This window comes from Frigoribacterium sp. AC759 (assembly GCF_979256015.1).
This window is the reverse complement of the sequence record NZ_CEEDMT010000015.1, coordinates 26,718-49,921: the sequence shown is the minus strand read 5'-3', so window position 1 is coordinate 49,921 and position 23,204 is coordinate 26,718. Positions and strand designations below refer to the sequence as shown.

At 72.8% G+C, this 23,204-nt stretch carries 22 protein-coding genes; 15 read left to right on the top strand and 7 right to left on the bottom strand.

What is annotated here, in order from left to right:
* Together ACZ6JE_RS11195 and ACZ6JE_RS11190 are read left to right on the top strand one after the other, a co-directional pair.
* Window positions 1-358 (top strand): SprT-like domain-containing protein (locus ACZ6JE_RS11195; RefSeq protein ID WP_464318972.1); only part of this gene is annotated, 358 nt, incomplete at its 5' end.
* 58 nt (window positions 359-416) lie between these two features.
* Entirely contained in the window at window positions 417-1,061 is a 645-nt protein-coding gene (locus ACZ6JE_RS11190; RefSeq protein ID WP_464318971.1) for a CGNR zinc finger domain-containing protein, read from the top strand.
* Between the two features lie 221 nt (window positions 1,062-1,282).
* Here the strand turns inward: ACZ6JE_RS11190 and ACZ6JE_RS11185 are convergent, their stop codons facing one another.
* Both ACZ6JE_RS11185 and ACZ6JE_RS11180 read right to left on the bottom strand, forming a co-directional pair.
* Window positions 1,283-1,588 carry a DUF427 domain-containing protein gene (locus tag ACZ6JE_RS11185; RefSeq protein WP_320477403.1) on the bottom strand — a complete coding sequence of 102 codons (306 nt, stop codon included), beginning with the start codon at window positions 1,586-1,588 and terminating at the stop codon, window positions 1,283-1,285.
* A 201-nt stretch (window positions 1,589-1,789) separates the two neighbouring features.
* The gene (locus ACZ6JE_RS11180) at window positions 1,790-2,386 is read right to left on the bottom strand and encodes a 2-phosphosulfolactate phosphatase (protein ID WP_464318970.1); all 597 of its coding nucleotides are present in this window, start codon (window positions 2,384-2,386) and stop codon (window positions 1,790-1,792) included.
* A gap of 147 nt (window positions 2,387-2,533) precedes the next feature.
* Here ACZ6JE_RS11180 and ACZ6JE_RS11175 point away from each other — a divergent pair, with 147 nt between their 5' ends.
* The 5 genes from ACZ6JE_RS11175 to ACZ6JE_RS11155 all read left to right on the top strand — a co-directional run bounded on the left by ACZ6JE_RS11175 (window position 2,534) and on the right by ACZ6JE_RS11155 (window position 7,436).
* The gene (locus tag ACZ6JE_RS11175; RefSeq protein ID WP_464318969.1) at window positions 2,534-3,022 is read left to right on the top strand and encodes a hypothetical protein; all 489 of its coding nucleotides are present in this window, start codon (window positions 2,534-2,536) and stop codon (window positions 3,020-3,022) included.
* Window positions 3,023-3,187: 165 nt separating this feature from the next.
* Window positions 3,188-3,832 (top strand): DUF1684 domain-containing protein, encoded by a 645-nt coding sequence (locus ACZ6JE_RS11170; RefSeq protein WP_463464663.1) that lies wholly within the window; start codon window positions 3,188-3,190, stop codon window positions 3,830-3,832.
* A 384-nt stretch (window positions 3,833-4,216) separates the two neighbouring features.
* On the top strand, window positions 4,217-4,564 hold the full coding sequence (locus tag ACZ6JE_RS11165; RefSeq protein ID WP_464318968.1) for a hypothetical protein: 348 nt from the start codon (window positions 4,217-4,219) through the stop codon (window positions 4,562-4,564).
* A 64-nt stretch (window positions 4,565-4,628) separates the two neighbouring features.
* The gene (locus ACZ6JE_RS11160; protein ID WP_464318967.1) at window positions 4,629-5,207 is read left to right on the top strand and encodes a hypothetical protein; all 579 of its coding nucleotides are present in this window, start codon (window positions 4,629-4,631) and stop codon (window positions 5,205-5,207) included.
* 345 nt (window positions 5,208-5,552) lie between these two features.
* Window positions 5,553-7,436, top strand: a complete 1,884-nt coding sequence (locus ACZ6JE_RS11155) for a DEAD/DEAH box helicase (RefSeq protein ID WP_464318966.1) — start codon at window positions 5,553-5,555, stop codon at window positions 7,434-7,436.
* 155 nt (window positions 7,437-7,591) lie between these two features.
* On the opposite strand, the gene ACZ6JE_RS11150 is transcribed toward ACZ6JE_RS11155, so the two are convergent.
* Window positions 7,592-8,506 carry a hypothetical protein gene (locus ACZ6JE_RS11150; RefSeq protein WP_464318965.1) on the bottom strand — a complete coding sequence of 305 codons (915 nt, stop codon included), beginning with the start codon at window positions 8,504-8,506 and terminating at the stop codon, window positions 7,592-7,594.
* Between the two features lie 179 nt (window positions 8,507-8,685).
* Window positions 8,686-9,228 carry an NUDIX hydrolase family protein gene (locus tag ACZ6JE_RS11145; RefSeq protein ID WP_192060976.1) on the bottom strand — a complete coding sequence of 181 codons (543 nt, stop codon included), beginning with the start codon at window positions 9,226-9,228 and terminating at the stop codon, window positions 8,686-8,688.
* A gap of 89 nt (window positions 9,229-9,317) precedes the next feature.
* Between ACZ6JE_RS11145 and ACZ6JE_RS11140 the strand changes: the two genes are divergently transcribed.
* Window positions 9,318-10,004 carry an alpha/beta hydrolase gene (locus ACZ6JE_RS11140; protein WP_192060975.1) on the top strand — a complete coding sequence of 229 codons (687 nt, stop codon included), beginning with the start codon at window positions 9,318-9,320 and terminating at the stop codon, window positions 10,002-10,004.
* Window positions 10,005-10,018: 14 nt separating this feature from the next.
* On the top strand, window positions 10,019-10,699 hold the full coding sequence (locus ACZ6JE_RS11135; protein WP_464318964.1) for an SIMPL domain-containing protein: 681 nt from the start codon (window positions 10,019-10,021) through the stop codon (window positions 10,697-10,699).
* Here the strand turns inward: ACZ6JE_RS11135 and ACZ6JE_RS11130 are convergent.
* Window positions 10,689-11,852 (bottom strand): N-acetyltransferase family protein, encoded by a 1,164-nt coding sequence (locus tag ACZ6JE_RS11130; protein WP_464318963.1) that lies wholly within the window; start codon window positions 11,850-11,852, stop codon window positions 10,689-10,691. The two genes, ACZ6JE_RS11135 and ACZ6JE_RS11130, sit on opposite strands and share 11 nt — an antisense overlap.
* Window positions 11,853-11,948: 96 nt before the next feature.
* On the opposite strand from ACZ6JE_RS11130, the gene ACZ6JE_RS11125 reads away from it, so the two are divergent.
* The 3 genes from ACZ6JE_RS11125 (at window position 11,949) to ACZ6JE_RS11115 (ending at window position 15,223) form a co-directional block, all read left to right on the top strand.
* Entirely contained in the window at window positions 11,949-12,428 is a 480-nt protein-coding gene (locus ACZ6JE_RS11125) for a DUF1810 domain-containing protein (protein ID WP_464318962.1), read from the top strand.
* Between the two features lie 61 nt (window positions 12,429-12,489).
* Window positions 12,490-13,344, top strand: coding sequence for an NAD-dependent epimerase/dehydratase family protein (locus ACZ6JE_RS11120; protein ID WP_464318961.1), 855 nt, complete (start codon window positions 12,490-12,492; stop codon window positions 13,342-13,344).
* Between the two features lie 151 nt (window positions 13,345-13,495).
* Window positions 13,496-15,223: a phosphatase PAP2 family protein gene (locus tag ACZ6JE_RS11115; RefSeq protein ID WP_464318960.1), complete on the top strand. Its 1,728-nt coding sequence runs from the start codon at window positions 13,496-13,498 to the stop codon at window positions 15,221-15,223.
* A 207-nt stretch (window positions 15,224-15,430) separates the two neighbouring features.
* Here the strand turns inward: ACZ6JE_RS11115 and ACZ6JE_RS11110 are convergent, their stop codons facing one another.
* Together ACZ6JE_RS11110 and ACZ6JE_RS11105 are read right to left on the bottom strand one after the other, a co-directional pair.
* Window positions 15,431-16,411, bottom strand: a complete 981-nt coding sequence (locus ACZ6JE_RS11110) for an aldo/keto reductase (protein WP_243216398.1) — start codon at window positions 16,409-16,411, stop codon at window positions 15,431-15,433.
* A gap of 53 nt (window positions 16,412-16,464) precedes the next feature.
* Window positions 16,465-16,671, bottom strand: coding sequence for a hypothetical protein (locus ACZ6JE_RS11105; protein ID WP_192060968.1), 207 nt, complete (start codon window positions 16,669-16,671; stop codon window positions 16,465-16,467).
* A gap of 223 nt (window positions 16,672-16,894) precedes the next feature.
* On the opposite strand from ACZ6JE_RS11105, the gene ACZ6JE_RS11100 reads away from it, so the two are divergent.
* From ACZ6JE_RS11100 to ACZ6JE_RS11090, 3 genes are all read left to right on the top strand, one after another.
* Complete coding sequence (locus ACZ6JE_RS11100) at window positions 16,895-21,901, top strand: Lhr family ATP-dependent helicase (protein ID WP_464318959.1); 5,007 nt, start codon at window positions 16,895-16,897, stop codon at window positions 21,899-21,901.
* 3 nt (window positions 21,902-21,904) lie between these two features.
* Entirely contained in the window at window positions 21,905-22,681 is a 777-nt protein-coding gene (locus ACZ6JE_RS11095) for a DNA-formamidopyrimidine glycosylase family protein (RefSeq protein ID WP_243215345.1), read from the top strand.
* Between the two features lie 224 nt (window positions 22,682-22,905).
* Window positions 22,906-23,204, top strand: a 299-nt coding sequence (locus ACZ6JE_RS11090) for a redoxin domain-containing protein (protein ID WP_464318958.1), incomplete at its 3' end; no start/stop codon positions are given.

The following is a 23,204-nucleotide window of genomic DNA, read 5'->3' as shown; positions in this document are numbered from 1 at the left end:
CCGCGCCGGGCTGTGCAACTACACGCAGAAGCGCATCACGGTGTCGAAGCACCTGGCCGGTCGGTACGACGACGACGAGATCCACCAGGTGCTGCTGCACGAGGTGGCGCACGCCCTCGCTGGGTCGAAGGCAGGGCACGGACCGCGCTGGAAGTCCGTCGCGACCGACCTCGGCTACATCGGCAGCCGTCTGCACGACGGGGCGATCGCGTCGGATCTCGCTCCGTGGGTGGGCCTCTGCTCGGAGGGGCACGAGCACTTCCGGTACCGCGAGCCGAAGCGCCCGCTGTCGTGCGGGCGCTGCTCGCGCAGGTACGACCCCGACCACCTCATCACCTGGACGAAGCGCGAGCCCTGAGCAGCGCGGCAGGGCAGAGCGGGAGCCGAGGAGGCGCGTAACCGGTTAGAGTGGTTCGGTGCAGACCGGACAGTGGCTCAGATCAGACACCGACACCCGCTGGTTCTTCGACTCGGGCTCGCTCGGGCTCGACTTCGCCTACCTCGGAGGGTTCCGCGCCGGCTCGCGCTTCGGCCTCGAGTCCGGGCTCGCGCTGCCCGCCGACGGGTCGACCCCGTGGGACGGCCTGCTGCTGCCGCCCGACCTCGACGACTGGATCGGCGAGCGCTTCGAGGGGGTCGCCGGTGCCGCGGGCGATCGCGAGCTCGCCGACGCCCGGGGTCTGCGCGACGCGATCGCCCGGCTCGCCGTGGCCGCAGCGGACGGCACCTCGACCGATCCGCAGGACGTCGACACGCTCAACCTCTTCGCCGCGCTGCCCGATGTGCCGCCGTCGCTCGAGGGTGGTCGGCGTCAGGCCGGTGCGGGGCGGCTCCGGCTGGGGCAGGCCATGGCGTCGGTCGCCCGCGATGCGGTCGCGCTGTTCACGACGGTCGGGTTCGGCGGCGGGCCGGACTCGCGGATGCGGCGCTGCTCGAACGAGGCGTGCGGGCTGGTCTTCTACGACGAGTCGCGTGCCGGGAGCCGCCGCTGGTGCTCGATGCAGCGCTGCGGCAACCGCGCCAAGGTGCGAGCGCACCGCCAGCGCACCGCCGCCCACTGACCCCCGCCGCAGCGCCCGCCCGCTCGGCCGCCTCGCGCTGCACCCGCCGCGCCGCCTGCACCCCCGCGCCGCTCCCCCTAAAACGCCAGAAAGTGGACACGACGCCACGTATGAACCTGGCGTCGTGTCCATCTTCTGGCGTCGAGGCGCCGAGGCGTCGTGGCGACCCGGCGACGTGGCGACGAGGGCGGCCTGACGGGCCCGACCCGCGCCTCCTCGGGTCAGTCGACGATCTGCACGTCGTTGTAGAAGGCGACGTAGCCCGAGTAGTCCGAGCCGACGCGGTCGAACGACGACGGGATGGGGGTGGGGTAGCTCCAGGCGCGGTCCTTCAGCAGGGTGTCGCCCGATCGGACGCTGAAGTACTGGGTGTCGCCCTTCCACGGGCAGTGGTACTGGGTGGGGCTCCTCTCGAGCAGGCTCTCGTCGACGCTCGACGGCGGGAAGTACCAGTTGCCCTCGATCGAGACGAGCTCGTCTTTCGGGGCCTCGGCGACGACGGTTCCGTCGGTGAGCACTGCCTTCATGGTTCCTCCAGCGATTCGGGCGACGGGTGGTCGCGATGCGGCACAGGCTACGCCGCGCCCCCGACAGTCGGCACCGGGGCAGGAGGCGGAGTGCAGGAGGCGCGGGTCCGCTCAGAAGGCGCGGGTCGATTCAGGAGGCGCAGCGCGATTCAGGCGGCGCAGCGCAGCCCACGCGGCGCGGCCCCGGAGGCGCGGCGCAGCTCAGGAGGCGCGGGTCGCCGACACGAGGTCGGCCCGGCCGGTCGCGACGAGCTCTCCCGCCGAGGCCGACGCCGTGAGCAGGTGCGACGTCGCCCGCCGGAGCGACACCGCGGCGGCGCAGGCGACGGCCGCCTCGGGTGACGACGAGTCGATGCCGACCGCGGCGAGCGCGTCGACGACGGCTCCGGCGGCGAGCTGGTCCTCGACCGCGGGGCGGAAGCCGTCGGGCTCGACGGCGCCGGCGGCGACGATCGCGACGACGGCGCGGTCGCCCCGGTCGGCCTGCCGCTCGAGCACGCGGCGGGCGACGCCGTCGGCGTCGGCCGGGGTCGTCACGAGCAGCACCTCGACGGTCTCGGCCTGCACGGGCCCGTCGCCGCGCTCGGTGTCGTCGGCGCTCTCGTTCCGGTCAGCCCCTTCGGACCCCTCGGCGACGGCATCGAGCACGGCGGCGACCGTCTCGTCGGTCGAGAGCAGCCCGTGCCCGTCGAGGGCGTCGACGACCACGACGAGGTGGGCGCCGGGTGCGATGCGGCCGGCTCCGGCGATGCCGTGGTCGAGCCTGACCTGGTACTTCTGCTGGCCGTGCGCGTTCATCCCTCCACAGTAGGTCGGGCGAGCGGGGCGGTGGCCGAGCATGACGCGCGATGACGGACCGCCGCGACCCGCGCCTCCTCGACCCCTCCACAGGCGGCCCCCTCCACAGGCGGCCCCCTCCACAGCCCGCAGGAGTTGGATCGACGCATGCACGTGCAGCTCAAGATCCGCCTCGCCTGCCCCGTCGACGTCGCGACCGACGCCCTCCGCGACCCCCGCGTGATGGTCGCGGTGACGACGCCCCTGGTGAAGTACCGCTCGGACGCGCCCGAGGGCTTCCCCGAGCGCTGGACCGAGGAGGCGCACCCGGTCTCGGCGAGCATCCTCGGCATCCTGCCCCTCGGCAGCACGCACGTCGACCTCGACTGGCACGAGCGCGACGGGGCGTGGATCCAGCGCGACACCGGCACGGGCACGAGCGGCCAGTTCGCCCGGATGCGCATCAACCACCGGATGGCGGTCTCGCCCGACGGCCCGGACGGGACGCTGCTGCGCGACCGCATGGAATTCCACGCCGGCGCCCTCGGCCTGCTGCTCTGGCCCGGGCTCTGGGCGACCTGGCAGTGGCGCGCACTCCGCATGAAGGCGCTCGCGCCGACCTGGCGCGGGGCGCCGACGCACCCGAAGCACGCCTAGAAGGCGCTCGACGGTCGGGCGCTGCCGCATCGCGGACCTGAGAAGGAGGCGCGAGCAGTGTCGGAGGCGCTGCGTACGGTGGGTGACGTGACCGACCCCACCCGCGCCTCCTCGTCTTCTGCTGCATCCGACTCCGCGACCCCTGTGGCCGCGGCAGGGAGTGACGTGCCCGGGGCCTCGGTCCCCAGCGCGGCTCGGTCGGCGCTCGACATCGCGTCGTGGCGTCGGACCATCCACCGCCTGTACCGCGACGTGCGCGAGTCGGCCGATCTGGTCGAGGCGCACGACCTCTGGCGGCGCACCCGCGACGAGCTCTTCACCACCCACCCGTCGACGCCGCTCCTACCGGAGGACCGGCCCGGTTTCACGGGACTGCCGACCACTCCGTACGACCCGGCCTGGCGGTTCGAGGTGGCGGTCGAGTCCGTAGAGACTCGACGCATGGTCGTCGAGACGGGCACCGACGGCGATGTGCAGTTCGACCTGGTGGGCGTGGCGGATGTGCCAGGCGTCGGGCGGCTCGACGTGTGGAAGCTCGTGCAGTACGGTGGCGGCTTGTTCGTGCCGGTGAAGGATGCGCTGGCCGGCAAGCCGGGAGGGACGTACGGAGGCGGTCGGTACCTGATCGACTCGGTCAAGGGCGCCGACCTCGGCGCGGGCACCGAGCCCGGCACGATCGTGCTCGACTTCAACTTCGCCTACAACCCGAGCTGCGCCTACGACCCCGCCTGGGCCTGCCCCCTCGCCCAGCCGGGCAACACGGTAGCCGTGGAGATCCCCGTCGGCGAGCGCTACGGGACGGTGCGCTGAGGCGTCGTTCGAACGGAGGCTTGATGCTTCCGAAGTCGCCTGGCTGACGCTCAGGAGTGAAGAACGTCATCCCTGGTGGGGCTCGCTAGCCCCCACTTGTATTACTACCAGTCGTTAGACATACTGCCTACCATGTTCACTGCAGATGACGTACACCTGCGGAGAGACCCACTGTCGGCAGACGCGAGACAACCGGTGGCTCGCGATCATCAATGCCGGGATGTGACCACAGCGAGACGCCATTGGAGGTTCTGGAGCACTCTCACACTGGGCGCTTTATACCCGCTAACACTCGCTGGTCTCTTTCGCAGCGCCGTCCCTGGGCCCACCCTCCTGACGTGCAGCATTCTCCTCGTCGTCACTATTCTCTGTCTTCACGCATGCGTGGACTCGCTCCAGTCGCGCAGATCGACTGCCAGACAGCCGCGCTTCTTCATGCGCCTTCTCCATGTGATCGTCGCTCTACTCGCGGTGTGCTACATCGCATTCCATGCTGTCTACATCGTGGCCGGGCCGAATTCGACTCGCGACTGGGTGACCGCATTCCTGACCATCGCCTACCTCTTACTGGCCATAGCTCCCGCGAGTATTAGCTTGATCGCCCTCGATATCGAGGCGCGTCCGTGCGTCTCACGTGAAAACCGGAGATTGATTCTCGGAATACTCGCCGGGGCACTCGTCGCCGTCACCGTCTTATCCGTGACGAGTTGGACTTGGCGCGGGGAGTACTGATGACCCCACCCGAGCTTCTCGATGCCGCTTCGACAAGGCTCGTCGATCTATTTCTAGGCAGCTCATGAGTCCGATTCTGATCACCAGGCTGCTCACCCTCTGCTCTGCACTCACCACATTCGCACTGGTCGGGGTGCAGAGCCTCGTACTGTCGATCTGGGCTCTTGAGACAGTATGTGGAGGCGTCCGGCCCGTGCAATTGATCAGGATCGGTCTGGCGGCGGCCCTGACAGGTTTCATTCTGATAGGGAGCGGACGTTCCGCATCCCGACGTGATCAGAGCCAGAAGGCATCCTCCGTCACAAGAGGCGTCCGCGCCGGTGCAATGCTGGGATTCGTATTCACCGCACTGCCTGCCTGGTTTCTCGTCTCGGCCATCTGGATACTAGGACTCTGGGGCTCCCAGCAGATGGCGACCATGATCCTGCAGACGACGATCACCCTGGCCGTGACATCGACAGCACTTCTCACCATCGCCCCCGTCTGGGCTCAACTCCGGTCCGGAACCGGGTCGCCTCGAAGGTCTGCGGCACCGCATCGCTTCGGTCACACCCAATGGATCATGTTCGCCCTGATGCCCGTCTGCCTGCTCGCAGTATCGATGCTCGCCGAAGCCACCTTCGGGGCGCGCTGCCGTTCGTAGAGGACCCGCGCCTCCTTGGCACCCCCGTCGCGCTTTCCGTGCACCTCCGCTAGGCTGGGATCACTTGCGAGTCGGCCTGACCGGCTCCCTGCGTCGTAGCACGCCCCTCCCCGCCTCTCCCGTCCTGGCACACACCCAGGCAGACCAGCAGGCGCGCGAAGCTCACTCTGCGGCGAAACGATCGTGCACACCTGCACCGTCGCCACATCTCGAGCCCGGCTACGACAGCCGTTCTCCCGGCACTGCCCCGCCCCCGCGCGAACACGTCAGCACGACGTCGTCGCCCGACACGGTGGTCACGCAGCCTGGCCCGGCTCGACACCGATGCCCCGAAAGGTGCACCACATGTCAACGAACACCCTCGACACCGAGAACACCACCCCCGACGGCTCGACCGTCGACGAGACGGCCGACACCGTCACCTTCAGCTCGCTCGGCGTCCCCGCCCCGATCGTCAAGTCGCTCACGGCAGAGGGCAAGACCACCGCCTTCCCGATCCAGGTCGACACCCTGCCCGACACCCTCGCCGGGCGCGACGTGCTCGGCCGCGGCAAGACAGGCTCGGGCAAGACCCTCGCGTTCTCCATCCCGATGGCCGCGCGCCTCGGCGGCAAGCTGGCCGGCGGTCAGCGTCGCGCCGGCCGCCCCCTCGGCCTGGTGCTCGCCCCCACCCGCGAGCTCGCCACGCAGATCGACGCCGTCCTGGCCCCGCTCGCCGCGGCCTACGGCATGCGCACCACCACCATCTTCGGCGGCGTCTCGCAGAACCGTCAGGTGCAGGCCCTCAAGGCCGGCGTCGACATCATCATCGCCTGCCCCGGCCGCCTCGAAGACCTCATGAAGCAGGGCTTCGTCAAGCTCGACGCCATCGAGATCACCGTGCTCGACGAGGCCGACCACATGGCCGACCTGGGGTTCCTGCCCGGTGTCACGCGCATCCTGAAGGCCACCCCGACCGACGGTCAGCGCCTGCTCTTCAGCGCGACCCTCGACAACGGCGTGGACAAGCTGGTCAAGCAGTTCCTCCACAACGAGGTGCTGCACTCCGTCGACGAGGCCAACTCGCCCGTCGCCAAGATGACCCACCACGTGTTCGAGACCCCCGACCTCGACAGCAAGAACGCCCTCGTGCAGACGCTGGCCGGCGGCAAGGGCCGTCGCATCCTCTTCATGCGCACCAAGCACCACGCCAAGAAGCTCGCCAAGAAGCTGACCGACGCCGGCATCCCCGCCGTCGACCTGCACGGCAACCTGTCGCAGCCGCAGCGCGACCGCAACCTCGCCGCCTTCCAAGACGGCAGCGCCCGCGTGCTCGTCGCCACCGACGTCGCCGCCCGCGGTGTGCACGTCGACGACATCGAGCTCGTCATCCACGTCGACCCGCCCACCGAGCACAAGGCGTACCTGCACCGCTCGGGCCGCACCGCCCGCGCCGGCGCCGAGGGCGACGTCGTCACCCTCGTCATCCCCAGCCAGAAGCGCGACGTCGCCCAGCTGATGAAGAAGGCCGACATCCGTCCGACCATCACCGCCGTCGTGCCGTCCTCGCCCGAGGTCGCCGCGCTGGTCGGCGAGGTCGCCGCGTACGTCAAGCCGGCCCCCCGCGCCGCCGTGCAGCAGCAGCAGGGTGGCGGCGGTCGCTCGCAGGGCGCCAACGCGCAGCGCAAGCGCGCCGCCCGTCAGGACTCGCAGGGCAACCCCATCGCCCGCCAGGACCGCTCGGGTCGCCCCGCGGCGGCATCGGCCGGCGGCTCGCGCGACGGACGCCAAGGAGGCGCGGGTCGCGGCTCCGAGACCGGTCGCGGTCGCGACGGCGCAGCCCGCTCGGGTGGCTCGCGTGACGGCGGACGTCAGGGTGCCGGCCGCGACGGCGGCGGCCGCCGCGACGCCGCCCCCCGCGGTGGCGCCTCGACCTTCTACTCGACCGAGTCCGGCCGTGGCGCCGTGACCCCGGTGCGCGACGGCGGCCGTGACGCCGGCCGCGACGAGACCCGTGGCACCCGCCAGACCGGACGCCGCGCCCAGAGCGACGGCGGCCAGAGCCGCACCAACGCCGTCCGCAACGACCAGGCCGACTTCGCGGCGTCGCAGGGCGGCCCCCGCGAAGGCGGGCAGCGCTCCGGCGGACGCCGCGCCTCCTCGGAGGGCGGACGCCCCGGCACGCTGAAGGTCGGCGGTCTCGTCGGCGGCAAGGCCCGCACCGGCGGCGGCCAGCGCGGCGGTCGCTGACCCGCGCCTGACGGCGCGACCCGCCTGACACCCCGTTCTCAGCGCAACACCCGCATTCATCGGGGTGTAGCGCCGAGAACGGGGTGTTGCGCGTTGCAGCGGCGCGCAGCGCAGCGCGCGCAGCGCAGCGCGCGCAGCGCAGCGCGCGCAGCGCGTCAGCGCACGCCGGCGCGGCGGAGCGCAGCGACGAGCGGGTCCTTCCGGAGGGCGTCGGCCCAGCTCCACCTCACGACGGCCCTCACGCCGGGCAACGAGCGCAGGGCGTCCTCTCGGCGCTTCTCGTCGATGACGACCTGCTCGGGCGTGCGTCCGCGCCTCGGACCCGCATCGCGGTACTTCACCTCGCCGTCGAACTCGCCGATGACTCCGCATTCGGGCCACCAGAAGTCGACGATCCCCACGAGCGATCCTCCCCGCGGGAACCGGGCCTGCAACTCGGGCTTCGAGAGGCCCGCGAGGTGGATGACAGCGCGACTCAGGGACTCGCCCGGCGAGTCGGCGCGAGCGTCGGCGAAGGCGATCGCGGCCGCGGCGCGTCGACTGCCCGGAACGCCGGGCCGCCGGGCCGCCACCGCCTCGAGCTCCGCTCGCGAGAAGGCGCCGGTGCGCAGACCGTGGTCGAGGATCACGGCGCCGCCCGCGAGATCGTGTCGCCTCACGGCGTCGACGGCGGCCTGACGAGGCACCGCGACGCGCAGACCGTCGACGACATCGACCTCGGCGCCGACGACCGGCCCGGCGTGCTGATGCGCCCAGGGGCCGACCTTGTCGCGATGACGCCGGGGGTCGATGACGTGCACGCGCTCGGGCCAGTCCCCCAGCAGCGGGAAGCCGCGGAGCGCCAGCGCCGACTCGTGCGAGACGACGACCTCGTCGCCGAACCGCGGCACGACGGCGTGCACCCGGATGACATGGCGCTCGGCGGCCGTGAGCGCCTGCCAGACCGGAGTGGGCACGTAGGCGCCGGGTGCGACCCGCCGCAGAAGCCCTCGCCGGGCGTCGCGCTCGATCGTGGAGCTGTCGCCGCCCGATCGGATGACGGAGTCACGGCGGATCAGCGTTTCGAGCACGGGTCGAGCATGACGCATGTGATCCGCACGGCGCCACCCGCGCCTCCTCGGCTGTGGATGACGGGCCCAGCACCCCGAAAGCCGCGCTACACCCCGATGAATGCGGGTGTAGCGCGGCTTTCGAGGTGTCGCAGCGAACGAGCGCCGGCGCGGCGGCGCGACGGCGCGGGCGCGGCGGGTTACTGCAGGGCGCCGACGGAGGCGAGGGCGCTGCGCAGCAGAGCACCGCGCCCGCCCTCCATCTCGGCGGCCACATCATCGCTCGCCGCCTGGTGCGGCGTCAACCACGTGAGTTCGAGGGCGTCCTGGCGCGGGTCGCAGGTGCCCGTGACCGGCACGACGTAGGCGAGCGACACGGCGTGCTGACGTGCGTCGGTGTAGACCGACGACCCCGGCAGCGGGAAGTACTCGGCCACCTGGAACGGCACGGGCGACAGCGGCAGCTGCGGGAACGCCATCGGCCCGAGGTCCTTCTCGAGGTGGCGGAAGAGCGCCGTGCGCAGGCTCTCGCCGTACATCACGCGGCCCGAGACGAGCATGCGCGACATCGAGCCCTCCGACGAGGCGCGCAGCAGCACGCCCACCTCGGTGACGACGCCCATGCCGTCGACCCGCACCGGGACCGCCTCGACGTACAGGATCGGCAGCCGCTGACGTATCTGGAAGAGCTCCTCCTCCGAGAGCCAGCCGGGATTGGGGTCAGGGGTCTGCACGGAGCTCATGGGGCATGTCTACCAACCCCGTGTGACGGTCGGGTGACGAAAACGCTACGGGCGAACACGACGACGGTGGCGCTGGATAGGCTCTGGCCATGGTGCAGATCGATCCCTCCGTGGTCACGTGGTCCGTCGACGAGTCCGAGCGCGACGGCCGGCCGCTGCTGGTGCTGCTGCACGGGGTCGGTTCGCACGAGGGCGATCTGATCGGTCTCGCTCCCTATCTGCCGCAGGCCTTCGCGATCGCCTCGCTGCGAGCGCCCCTCCCCCACGGCGACGGCTTCTCGTGGTACCCGCTCGCTCTGCCGGGCTCGCCCGACCCCGCGCCGGTCGACGAGGCGGCGACAGCCGTCCTCGACTGGCTCGACTCGCTGACCGGGTCGTACACGAGCGTCAGCCTGCTCGGCTTCTCACAGGGCGGATCGCTCTCGCTGCAGCTGCTGCGTCGCGCGCCCGAGCGCTTCACATTCGCGGCCGTGCTGGCCGGCTTCGTGGTCGCCGACCCCGCCTCGGCCGACGCCGACGCCGCCCTCGCGCGGGTGCGCCCCGCCGTCTTCTACGGTCGCGGCGACGCCGACCAGGTCATTCCGATCGACGCCGTGACCCGCACCGTCGAGTGGCTCGGCGAGCACGCCGACGCCGACGTCGAGGTCTACGCCGAGCTCGCCCACGGCGTCTCGCAAGACGAGCTCGACGACCTGAACGCGTTCATCTCGAGGGTGACGAACCCGGTCACCGCCGAGGGCACGCACGCGCCCGACAGCACCGACCTGGTCGTCTAGGGGGCGGCGGAGACATGGCCGACATCGTCGTCTCGGGCACCGTCACGCACCGTCATCACGCCGAGCGGGGCCTGCTCCGGCTGGCGGTCGAGCTCGAGGGCGACGACCGCGCGGCCGTCGTCGACGAGGGCATCGCGGTGCACAACCGGGTCACCGAGCAGGCGACGGTGCTGCGCCGGCAGGGCGCGGCCACCTGGTGGACGGCGCGCTCGGTGTCGGTCGGTCTCGTGACCGAGCCTGCCTCGCCCGACGGGAGCCGCGCCTCCTCGGTCCGGTACCGCACGCGGTCGACGATCGAGGTGCGGTTCCAGGACTTCGCCGCGCTGGCCGACTGGGTCGGCGAGCTCGCGCACGTCGAGGGCGTGTCGATCGACGGCATCGAGTGGTCGCTCGGTCACGCGCGTCGCGCCGAGGTCGAACAGGACGCCCGTCTCGCCGCGGTCGCCGACGCCGTGGCGCGCGCCTCCGACTACGCCGACGCGCTGGGCCTCGGCAGCCCCGTGCTGCAGGCCGTCTACGAGCCGGGGCTTCGACCGGGCGAAGGAGGTGCAGGAGGCGCGGGTCACCTCGGCTTCGGCTCGTCCCGTTCGCTGATGGCCGCCTCGATGCTCGACGACGGCGGTTCGGTGGTCTACGATCTGCACCCCGCCGACATCGAGGTCACCGCGACGATCAGCGCCGACTTCACGGCCTGAGCCTCCTGCTCCACACCCCCTCGTACTCGAAGGGGACGAAGCCGACGGCCTCGTTGACGTCGAGCATGGGGCGGTTCTCCTCGGCGTTGAAGGTGAAGACGCCCGGGTGGCCGGGCCGTTCGGCGGTGAGCAGGTCGGTCGTCGCGATCTTCAGCAGCCAGCCGAGTCGGTGGCCGCGGTGCTCGCGCAGCACGAGGGTGTCCTGCTGGAACGCCGGTCGCGACCGCTCGGCCGGCGCCTCGAGCTGGCTGAATCCCGCCAGCCGCCCGGTCGGCACGTGCTCGACGACGGCGGTGAAGCGCGTCCGCGGCCCGGCGAGCGCCTTCTCCTCGGCGTCGCGGAACCGCTCGGGAGTCCAGACGTCCTCCGGCTCGTCGACCCCGCCCGAGGGGGCGTCGGTGCTCATCCGCGTCTCGAGCGCGGCGAGGTCGTCGAGCCACCGCTCGGGTGAGCGTCCGACCCAGGTGTGCAGTCGGTAGTCGTCTCCGGCGGCGGCGCGGGCGCGGTCTCGGATGCCGGCCAGCGCCTCCTCGTCCACCGGCAACACCAGGCGGCTGCAGCGCACCACCTGCCCGAGCACCCAGCCGGCGCCCTGCAGCAGCTGCACGGCCGCATCGCCTGCGCCGACCGACCCGGCACCGGTGGGGGGCAGGAGGCGCGGCTCGGCCTCGCCGGTCGACCGCACGTAGGCGATCGCCTGGGTCCGGCCCTCGCGGCGCGCGACCTCCTCGACGTGGGCGAGCAGCGCCGAGCCGATCCCCCGGCGCCGGTGCGAGGGGAGCACCATCACGTCGACGTAGGCGGTGCTCGCGCCGTCGCCGTCGAGTCGGCTCTCGTACGACCCGGTCGCGACGATGCGCCCGGCGTCGCGGACGACGTACCACCGCATGTCCTTGTAGGCGTCGAGCCAGTTCGGCAGCTGCTCGTCGGGCAGCCAGGCCAGGTCGTCGGAGCCGATCGCGTCGGCGCGGATCGCGTTCTCGACGGCGACCGTCTCGACGAAGTCGGCGGCATCGGGCGAGTCGATCGTCTCGGGGATGGTGATGCGCTCGATGACGATCGGTGCTCGGTCGGTGGGCGTCGGGTCGGTCGGGTCGGCGGCGGGCGTCGGGTCGGTCGGGTCGGCGGCTGGGGTCGGGTCGGTCGGGGTCATGTCGGGCCTTCCGGCCGCAGGTGCGTGCGGTCGATGCGCGCCGCCCCATGGGCAGCCGACCAGACTAGCGGGTCCGGTGACGCGTAGAACAGAGCGATGAGCGACACCCACGACCCCGACCCGCACAGCCGCGAAGGCGACGCCGACGTCGCCACCGACCCGTTCGACCTCGCCCGCTTCGTCACCGCCCAGGAGGCGCACGGCACCTACGACCGCGCCCTCTCCGAGCTGCGCGGCGGTCGCAAGGCGAGCCACTGGATGTGGTTCGTGTTCCCGCAGATCGCGGGGCTGGGTCGCAGTGCGACGGCGCAGCACTACGCGATCGGGTCGATCGGCGAGGCCCGCGCGTACCTGGCGCACCCCCTGCTCGGGCCGCGGCTGTGCGAGAGCGTGGACGTGCTGCTCGCCCTGCCGACCTCCGACGCCGAGGCGGTGTTCGGCGGTGTCGATGCGCTGAAGGCGCGCTCGTCGCTGACTCTCTTCGCGCAGGCGGAGCCCGCCGAGTCGCGGTTCGGGCGCGCCCTGACGAAGTACTTCGGCGGCGAGCGCGACCAGGCGACCCTCGACCTCCTCTGACGCGCACGCCGCCGCGCCCCCGGCACGGATCGAGGAGGCGCGCGAGGGATAGCCTCGGAGCATGAGCGTTCTGATCGCGGGCTGCGGCGACCTGGGCACCGAGGCGGGTCTGCGGTTCGCCGCCGACGGCCATCGCGTGGTCGGACTCCGCCGCCGCGCCGACCTGCTGCCCGCCCGCATCGAGGGTCGCTCGGTCGACCTCCGTCGCGAGACCCCCGTGGTCGACGACGACACCGAGGTCGTCGTCGTCGCTCTGGCGGCCGGCTCGCGCACGCCGGGCGAGTACCGCGCCACCTACGTCGACGGGCTGCGCCACGTGCTCGACGGGATCGCGGCGTCGGCGGCCGACCCGCGCCTCCTCGTCGTCTCGTCGACCGCGGTCTACGACGTCGCCGACGGCGGACTCGTGACGGAGGAGACCCCGGCGCGCGGCGGGACGCCGACCGCCGACGTGCTGCTCGAGGCCGAGCGGCTGCTGCGCGAACGGGCTCCCGAGGCGGTGCTGCTGCGGCTCGGCGGGGTCTACGGGCCCGGTCGCGAGCGACTGATCGAGCAGGTGCGCAGCGGTGCGGCCACGCTGTCCGACCGGCCTGGGGGGTCGCCGCACACGAACCGCATCCACCGCGACGACGCCGCCGCCGCGATCGTGCACCTGACGACGACCGTCTCGCAGCCCGAGTCCGTCTACCTCGGCGTCGACGACGAGCCCGTCCGGCTCGACGACGTGCTGCTGTTCCTCGCGGACGAGCTGGGGGTCGAGGCTCCCCCGAGCGCGCCTCCCACGGGGCGGCAGGCGGGCGGCGACAAGCGGCTCTCGAACGCGCGGCTGCGGGCGACGGGGTTCGCGTTCGCGTACCCGACGTTCCGCGAGGGGTACCGGACCGTGATCGCCGGCGAGGGCGCGCGGCACGCCTGACCCGGCGCGGCTGGTCCTCCTTCATGCGGCGCCCGTCGTCGAGTGGTCGGAAGATGCTCTTGCCGGCGCCCGGAAGAGCATCTTCCGACCACTCGATCGGCACAGCCCGACGCGCGACCGAGCGCCAGGCGACCCCGGGTACGGTGGACGGGTGCTCCCCGACCACGACGTCCCTGCCGCCCGACGACGGATCCTCCCCGTCATCACCCTGCCGATGGGCGTGCGCCGTGTCGACCGCGCGGCCGCGAACCTGATCAACGGACGCGAGCGGCACCCCCGATCGGATCGGGCCTGGAAGCGCCTCTCGCACTCGGCCGACCACGGCACGCTCTGGCTGACGACCGCCGCCGTGCTGCTGCTCGTCGGCAACCGCCGGGCCGGTTCGCGCGGCGCGCTCTCGCTCGGGATGGCCAGCCTGATCGCCAACGCGGTCGGCAAGAACCTCGTCGGGGGTCCGCGGCCTCTGCTCGACGACGTGCCCATCGGCCGTCAGCTGCGTCGCCAGCCTCGGAGCGCCTCCTTCCCCTCCGGCCACACCGCCAGCGCGATCGCGTTCGTCACCGGGGTGGCGCTCGAGTCGCCCCGCACCGGTCTCGTGCTCGCTCCGCTGGCCGCCGCCGTGTCGTACTCGCGGCTGAAGGTCGGCGCCCACTGGCTGTCCGACGTGGTCGGCGGCGCGCTGCTCGGCGCCGGGGTCGCGGTCGCGGGACGGCTCGTGCTGCCCGTTCCGGCGCACCCCGTCGGTCCGGCCGCTCTGGCCGGCGAACCGATCGAACTGCCCGCGTCGTCGCGCGGCGAAGGCGTGCTCGTCGTCTCGAACGGGGCGTCGGGGGCTGCTCGTCGGCGAGACCCCGTGACCCTGCTGCGCAAGCGGCTTCCGGAGGCGCGGTTCCGGTCGCTCGGCGACACCGACCTCGGCGAGATGGTCGCCGCCGAACTGCGGCGGCGGAATCCTCCGCGGGTGCTCGCGGTCGTCGGCGGCGACGGGACGGTCGAGACCGCCGCCCGCGTCGCGCTCGAGCACGATCTGCCGCTGCTCGTCGTGCCCGGCGGCACCTTCGATCACTTCTCCCGCGCGGTCGGCACGGACTCGGTCGAGACCGCCGTCGCCGCCCTCGCCGCCGGCACCGGTGCGCGGGTCGACGTCGCCGCGGTCGACGTCGACGGCGAGCCGCACCACCTCGCGATCAACGCCACGGCCCTCGGCGTCTACGCCGACTACCTCGCCGAGCGTGACCGACTCGAAGGGCGGCTGGGCAAGCGCGTGGCCGGGCTCGTGTCCGGGGTGCAGATCCTGCGACGGGGGCGCACGGTGACCTTCGAGCGGGACGGCGATGCGGTGAGCCGCGGTGGCGCTGGTGCGGCCAGCGCCGGTGCGGCGGGCGCCGATGCGGGCGCCGGTGCGACGGGCGCCGGTGCGCCGGGCGCCGGTGCGCCGGGCGCCGATGCGACGGTCGATGGCGGCCCCGTGCGCCAGGGGGCCGCGCGCACGGCGTGGTCGGTCTTCGTCGGGGTCGGGCGCAACGACGACGACGTCGTCTCGCCCATGCGGCGCCGGGCCCTCGACGACGGCTCGCTCGAGGTCCGCACCCTGTCGTCCGGCTCGAGACTCGGCCGTATCGGGGCGCTGTCGTCGCTCGCGTTCGGCCCGAGGAGCACGGCGACCCTGCGCCTCCTCGGTCTTCTGCCCGAGAAGGAGGCGTTCTCGACCGAGGTCACCTCGCGGTTCGCGGTGACCGTCGCGGGGGCGCTCCGCCCGGCGATCGCGCACGACGGCGAAGGCGACACCTCGCTGCCCGAGACCGCCGAGCGCGACGGGTACCGCTACGAGGTGCGCCTGCTGCCCCGGGCCTTGCGGGTGTACCGCCCCCACGGCTAGCCCCGCACGCGCCACACCCCGGAACCGGCCCCACACCCCGCGTTCTCGGGGTGTCACGCCGGATACGAGGTGTGACGTGGCCTGCCCGGCACGGCCGGGCGGCGCTCAGCGGCGCACAGCCGTCTCGGGGTGTCACGCCGGATACGAGGTGTGACGGGGACTGCCCGGCACGGCCGGGCGGCGCTCAGCGGCGCACAGCCGGGCGCGCTACCAGCGCGGGTGCACGGCCTCGCGGAAGTACTTCTCGTAGATGCGGACGACCTCGGAGTCGAGCCCCTCGTCGAGCGTGACCTCGCCGGCCGCGGCATTGGCGCGCGCCTGCTCGACGTTGCGGGCGCCGGGGATGACGGTGCTGACGCCGGGCTGGTCGACGATCCAGGCGAGGGCCGCCTGGGGCACGGTGACGCCCTCGGGCACCGACTCGGCGAACTCGCGAGCCGCGGCGACGCCCTGCTCGAAGTCGACGCCGCTGAAGGTCTCGCCCTGGTCGAACGCCTCGCCGTTGCGGTTGTAGCTGCGGTGGTCGTTCTCGGCGAAGGTCGTCTCGGTCGTGTACTTGCCCGAGAGCAGACCGCTGGCCAGCGGGACGCGGGCGATGATGCCGACCCCCGCCTCCTCGGCTCGGGGCAGCACCTCGTCGAGCGGCTTCAGCCGGAACGCGTTGAGGATGATCTGCACGGTCGCGAGATTCGGGCGGGCGATGGCGGTGAGGGCCTGGGCCGTCTCCTCGACGCTGACGCCGTAGGCGGCGATCGCGCCGTTCGCGACCAGCTCGTCGAGCGCGTCGTACACGGCGTCGCTCTCGAAGACGGGCGTGGGCGGGCAGTGCAGCTGCACGAGGTCGAGGGTGTCGACGCCGAGGTTGCGGCGCGAGCGGTCGGTCCATTCGATGAAGTTCTGGCGGACGTAGTTGGCCGGCAGCTGGTCGAGACGGCGGCCCATCTTGGTCGCGACGGTGACGTCGACCTCGGGGTTCGCGGCGCGGAACCGGCCGATGATCTGCTCGCTGCGCCCGTCGCCGTAGACGTCGGCGGTGTCGAAGAAGGTGACCCCCGCCTCGACGGAGGCGCCCAGCACCTCGAGCGCGTCGCTCTCGGTGACGTCACCCCAGTCGGCTCCGAGCTGCCAGGTGCCGAGGCCGATGACGGATACTTCGCGGCCGGTGCGGCCGAGTGTGCGACTGTGCATGCGGCCAGCGTAGGCGGTGCCGCCGACACCGGGCCGAGGAGGAGCGGGTCGGCTCAGCGACGCCGGGTCGCCGCCCGGGCGAGTGCGAACGCGACCGCGATCAGCGCGACGGCGATGACGACGAAGGCCGCCCCCGCCACGACGTGCGCCTGCAGGATCCGCACCAGACCGACGAGGAGGGCGAGCGCCGAGGCGAAGGCGAGCGCCTTGCTGACGGCCAGCTGCCCGCGGCGGAGAGCCGCGCCTCCTCGGCGGGTCATCCGCGACTCGTCGCTCGACGGCCGGGGCCGGCGGACGGGTCGATGCGGAGCGCGGGGGGCATGCGACCACCGTAGCCGGGCCGCCGGCCGCGCCCCGCGACGGTCGGTCGGGGAGTCACGACCCGCCGCGAGGGAGTCGGGGCGCGCGACGTGTCGTGACTCGTCGAGACCCCGAGGAGGCGCGTGAGACGGAATGTCAGTGGTCCGGAGCAAGATGGCACCGATGAACGACGTGCTCGACCGCTTCTCCCCCGCCACCCGCGAGTGGTTCCGCGGGGCGTTCGCCGCGCCGACCCGCGCGCAAGAGGGCGCCTGGGCGGCCATCAGCCAGGGCGACCACGCACTCGTCATCGCGCCCACGGGGTCGGGCAAGACCCTGGCGTCGTTCCTCTGGTCGATCGACTCGCTGGCGTCGACGCCCCCGCCCGAAGAGAAGCTGCACCGCACCCGCGTCCTCTACATCTCCCCTCTCAAGGCCCTCGGCGTCGACGTCGAGCGCAACCTCCGGTCGCCTCTGGTCGGCATCACGCAGACGGCCCGGCGACTCGGCACCGAGGCACCCGACATCACGGTCGGCGTCCGCTCGGGCGACACCAGCTCGAGCGATCGCGGGCGGCTGGCCCGCACCCCGACCGACATCCTCATCACGACACCCGAGTCGCTCTACCTGATGCTCACCTCGCAGGCGCGCGAGACGCTCAAGGGCGTGCAGACCGTCATCATCGACGAGGTCCACGCGGTCGCGTCGACCAAGCGGGGCGCCCACCTCGCCCTCTCGCTCGAGCGACTCGACGCCCTGCTCGACAAACCGGCCCAGCGCATCGGCCTCAGCGCGACGGTGCGTCCGCCCGAAGAGGTCGCGAGGTTCCTGGCCGGCCCGGCGCCGGTCACCATCGTCAACCCCCGCGCCGACAAGAAGTTCGACCTGCGGGTCGTCGTGCCGGTCGACGACATGACCGAGCTCGGCACGGCCGCACCGCTCGAGGGTTCGGCGGCGGGCGCGGCGCCTCAGGGGTCGATCTGGCCGCACGTCGAGGAGGGCATCGTCGATCTGATCGCCGAGCACCGGTCGACCATCGTCTTCTCGAACTCGAGGCGGCTGGCCGAGCGCCTGACCGCACGACTCAACGACATCTGGATCGAACGCCAGGGCGGCGACCTCGAGACCGCGGTGCGGGCCACCGAAGAGGCACGGGGCCAGCTGGTCTCGGCCGGCGGCGGCGGCGTGGCGCTCGGCACCGATGACGGCCCTGTGCTCGGCGCCGACGGCGGCTCTGCGGTCGGCGACGCGTCCGAAGCGCGTGCCGACGCGGTCGTCGACCCGTTCGCACCCTCCCCTCCGACTCGCAACCCCGCCGTCGGCGGCGGGGCGCCCGCGCAGCTGATGGGCGGCTCGGGGCAGACCTCGGGCTCCGATCCGCTGCTCGCACGCGCCCACCACGGGTCGGTGTCGAAAGACCAGCGGGCGCTCATCGAAGACGACCTGAAGAGCGGTCGGCTGCGATGCGTGGTCGCGACCAGCTCGCTCGAGCTCGGCATCGACATGGGCGCCGTCGACCTCGTCATCCAGGTCGAGTCACCGCCGTCGGTCGCGAGCGGTCTGCAGCGCGTCGGGCGCGCCGGGCACCAGGTCGGCGAGACGTCGCGGGGCGTGCTGTTCCCCAAGCACCGCGCCGACCTGATCCACTCCGCCGTCGCCGCAGAGCGCATGGTCGCCGGCCTGATCGAAGAGCTGCGCGTGCCGACCAACCCCCTCGACGTCCTCGCGCAGCAGACGGTCGCCGCCGTCGCGCTCGACGAGCTCGACGCCGACGAGTGGTTCGAGACGGTCCGACGCAGCGCCCCCTTCGCGACTCTGCCCCGCTCGGCCTACGACGCGACGCTCGACCTGCTCAGCGGCAAGTACCCCTCCGACGAGTTCGCCGAGCTGCGCCCCCGCATCGTGTGGGATCGCGTGCACGGCACCCTCACCGGCCGACCGGGCGCCCAGCGTCTCGCCGTGACGAGCGGCGGCACCATCCCCGACCGGGGTCTCTTCGGCGTCTTCATGGTGGGCGAGAAGGCCGCGCGCGTCGGCGAGCTGGACGAGGAGATGGTCTACGAGTCGCGGGTCGGCGACGTCTTCGCCCTCGGTGCCACGAGCTGGCGCATCGAAGACATCACCCACGACCGCGTGCTCGTGTCGCCCGCCTACGGCCAGCCCGGTCGCGTCCCGTTCTGGAAGGGCGACGGCATCGGCCGCCCGGCCGAGCTCGGCAAGGCGATCGGCGGCTACATCCGCGAGCTCTCCAACTCGAGCGAGGCCGACGCGACGACGCGGGTCGCCGCCGGCGGACTCGACGAGCGCGCCGCCCGCAACCTCATCGCGTTCCTCACCGAGCAGAAGGCCGCCACCTCGTACGTGCCGACCGACACGACGCTCGTCGTCGAGCGGTTCCGCGACGAGCTCGGCGACTGGCGCCTCATCCTCCACTCGCCCTACGGCATGCAGGTGCACGCCCCGTGGGCCCTCGCCGTGTCGGCGCGCATCCGCGACCAGCTCGGGGTCGACGGCGGGGCGATGGCCGCCGACGACGGCATCGTCGTGCGGATCCCCGACACCGACGCCGAGCCTCCGGGGGCCGAGCTCTTCTCGTTCGAGCTCGACGATCTCGACGACATCGTCACCGAGGAGGTCGGCGGGTCGGCGCTGTTCTCGTCGAGGTTCCGCGAGTGCGCCGCCCGCGCCCTGCTGCTGCCGCGGTACAACCCCGGCAAGCGCTCACCGCTCTGGCAGCAGCGTCAGCGCTCGTCGCAGCTGCTCGACGTCGCCCGCAAGTACCCGTCGTTCCCGATCGTGCTCGAGGCGGTGCGCGAGGTGCTGCAAGACGTCTACGACCTCCCCGCACTGATGAGCCTCACGCGCGACCTCGCCAGCCGCACCGTCCGCATCGTCGAGACCGAGACCGAGGTGCCCTCGCCCTTCGCGCGGTCGCTGCTCTTCGGCTACGTCGCCGCGTTCATGTACGAGGGCGACTCGCCCCTCGCCGAGCGCCGTGCCGCGGCCCTGTCGCTCGACTCGACGCTGCTGCAAGAGCTGCTCGGGCGCGCCGAGCTGCGCGAGCTGCTCGACGCCGACGTCATCGATCAGCACGAGCTCGAGCTGCAGCGACTCGCCCCCGACCGGCGCGCCCGCGACATCGAGGGCGTCGTCGACCTGCTGCGTCTGCTCGGCCCGCTCACCACCGACGAGATCATCGACCGCAGCTGGCTCGCGGCCACGCTCGTCACCGGCGACGTCGCGGCCCGCGACGACGCGCACCGCTCCCTCGAGACGGCCCTGACCGATCTCGCCTGGTCGAATCGCGTGCTGCGCTTCACCCACTCCGGCGTCGTGCGCTGGGCGGGCATCGAAGACGCCTCGCGCCTCCGGGACGCCCTCGGGGTCGCCCTGCCGATCGGGGTGCCGACCGCGTTCGTCGAGCCCGTCGACGACCCCCTCGGCGATCTCGTCGGCCGGTACGCGCGCACCCACGGGCCCTTCACCTCGGCCATGGTCGCAGAGCGGCTCGGCCTCGGCGGCGCCGTCGTGCTCGACGCCCTCCGCAAGCTCGCGACGCAGCGCCGTGTCGTCGAGGGCGAGTTCCGACCGCGCCAGCAGGGCAGCGAGTGGTGCGATGCCGAGGTGCTGCGGCGCCTCCGCGGCAAGTCGCTCGCCGCGCTGCGACACGAGGTCGAGCCGGTGGCGCCCGAGACGCTCGGCAGGTTCCTGCCCGCGTGGCAGCACGTCGCCACCGGGCTGAAGGGCTCGGGGCTGCGCGGGCTCGACGGGGTGCTGCAGGTCGTCGACCAGCTGAGCGGGGTCTCGCTGCCCGCCTCCGCGTGGGAGTCCCTCATCCTCCCCGCCCGCATCACCGACTACAGCCCGGCGATGCTCGACGAGCTCACCGCCACCGGCGACATCATCTGGTCGGGCACCGGCACCCTGCCCGGCAACGACGGTTGGGTCAGCCTGCACCTCGCCGACGGTGCGCAGGTCACCCTGCCCGAGCCGTCGGGTGCCGAGACCGACGACCTCCAGCGCGAGGTGCTGGCGGCGCTCGCGGGCGGCGGCGCCTACTTCTTCCGTCAGCTCTCGGACGCGGTCGGCAGCACCGACGACGACGCGCTCGTCACCGCCATCTGGCAGCTGGTCTGGGCCGGGCAGATCACCAACGACACCTTCGCACCGCTCCGCACCCAGGTCGGCGGCGGCAAGGCCCCCCGGCCCCGTGCACCCACCCGCTCGCGGTCGTCGTACCGCAGCCGCGGTCGCATCGCGATGCCCCGCCAGGCCGGTCCGCCGACGGTGGGCGGTCGCTGGTCGCTGCTGCCGCTGGCCGAGCCCGACGGCACCATCCGGGCCGCGGCGACGGCCGAGATCCTGCTCGAGCGCCACGGCGTCGTCACGCGCGGCGCCGTCGTGAACGAGGGCGTGCGGGGCGGCTTCTCGACGGCGTACAAGGTGCTCAGCGGCTTCGAAGAGACCGGTCGCGCCCGCCGCGGCTACTTCATCGAGGGGCTCGGGGCGGCGCAGTTCGCCACCGGCCCGACCGTCGACCGCCTCCGCTCGTTCATCCGCGACGAGGGCGACCGCCGAGACGACGACACCCTCGTCGCCGCCGGTCGCCAGCTCGACGTGCCCGTGGTCACGCTCGCGGCGACCGACCCCGCGAACCCGTACGGCGCCGCACTACCCTGGCCGGGGCAGACACTCGACGGCGCCCCCGCCGACGAGGCGGCCCGCGCGGCGGCGAGCGCGACCGAGGCGGCCTCCGCTGCGGCGGCGACCACGGCGACGGGGGCCGGGGCGCGGGGCGAGGCGGGCTCCGCGGTCGACGCGACCCGCGCCTCCTCGTCCGTCGTCCGTGGGGCCGGCGATCGCACGGCCGTCGATGCAGGAGGCACGGCGACGAAGAAGAGATCGGGTCACCGCCCCGGGCGCAAGGCCGGCTCGCTGGTCGTGCTGGTCGACGGACGGCTGACCGTCTACGTCGAGCGGGGAGGCAAGACCGTGCTGACCTTCGGCGAGCCCGACGAGCGCGAGCTGGCCCTGGCGGCCGCGTCGCTGGCCTCGACGGTGCGGACGCGTCTGAAGAAGCTCGCCATCGAGCGGGTCGACGGCGAGTTCGTGCTCGGCACCGCCCTCGGCGACGCCCTGCGGGACGCCGGCTTCGCGCCCACCCCCAGCGGCATCCGATTGAGGTCGTGACCGATGCCTGAAGGAGACACCGTCTACCGCGCCGCGACCAACCTCGACGCGGTGCTGCACGGGCAGACGCTGACGGCGAGCGACTTCCGGGTGCCGGCGTTCGCGACCGTCGATCTGACCGGCGAGGTCGTCGACGACGTCATCCCGCGGGGCAAGCACCTGCTGCACCACATCGGCGACCTGACGCTGCACACGCACCTCAAGATGGAGGGGTCGTGGCACGTGTACCGCCACGGCACGAAATGGCGGCGCCCCGCCTACCAGGCGCGGGTCGTGCTCGAGACGGCCGAGTGGGTCGCCGTCGGGTTCGATCTCGGCCTGGTCGAGCTGGTCGCCCGCGACCCCGAAGACAGCGTCGTCGCGTACCTGGGCCCCGACCTGCTCGGCCCCGACTGGAACGCCGCGACGGCGCTCGCGAACCTCGAGGCCGACCCCGGGCGCGAGGTGGGTCTGGCTCTGCTCGATCAGCGGGTGCTCGCCGGCGTCGGCAACGTCTATCGCAACGAGCTGTGCTTCCTGCGGGGTGTGCTGCCCACGCGTCCCGTCGGCGAGGTCGAGAACCGGCCCAAGCTGATCGACCTCGCGCACCGCCTGATCCTCGCCAACAGAGACCGCGTCGACCGCACGACGACCGGCAACCTCCGAGGCGTGACCGACTGGGTCTACGGGCGGGCCGGCAAGCCGTGCCTGCGCTGCGGCACGAAGATCCTCCGGGGGACCCTCGGCGAGAGCGAGCTCGAGCTGCGTGACACGTACTGGTGCCCGCACTGCCAGAGCTGATGCGCGGGTGCGAGTGACGTCTGTGCGCGCGACGTCGATGCGCGGTCGCCAGCACGTGCGCCGCCGCCGCGCCACCGCCGCCACCGCCGCGACCGCCGCCGCGTACGACGCGGCGTGTGACGCCGCGTGACGCACCCGGGCCGCCCGCCCAGCTCGCCTGCCTACGATCGGCCGCAGCCGAACTGCACGTACCCGACGTGCCGCTCACCGCCGAGAGGACGACCATGTCGAACGCCGAATCCCCCACCACCCCCCGCATCGCCGACCAGGTGACCGAGTTCGACGAGGGGTTCACGGCGCAGATCGGGCCCGAGTTCTCGAAGGTGTTCGCCGACGAGCAGAGCGCCCTCCGTGCCGCGGGCACCCCCGACGACGCGGTCGCGGCGGGCGACACGATCGTCGAGGCGACCCTCGTCACGCCCGCCGGCGACGAGGTCTCGCTCGCCGAGACCGTCGGAGAGGGCCCCGCCGTGCTGGTCTTCTACCGCGGAGCTTGGTGCCCCTACTGCAACCTGACGCTGAA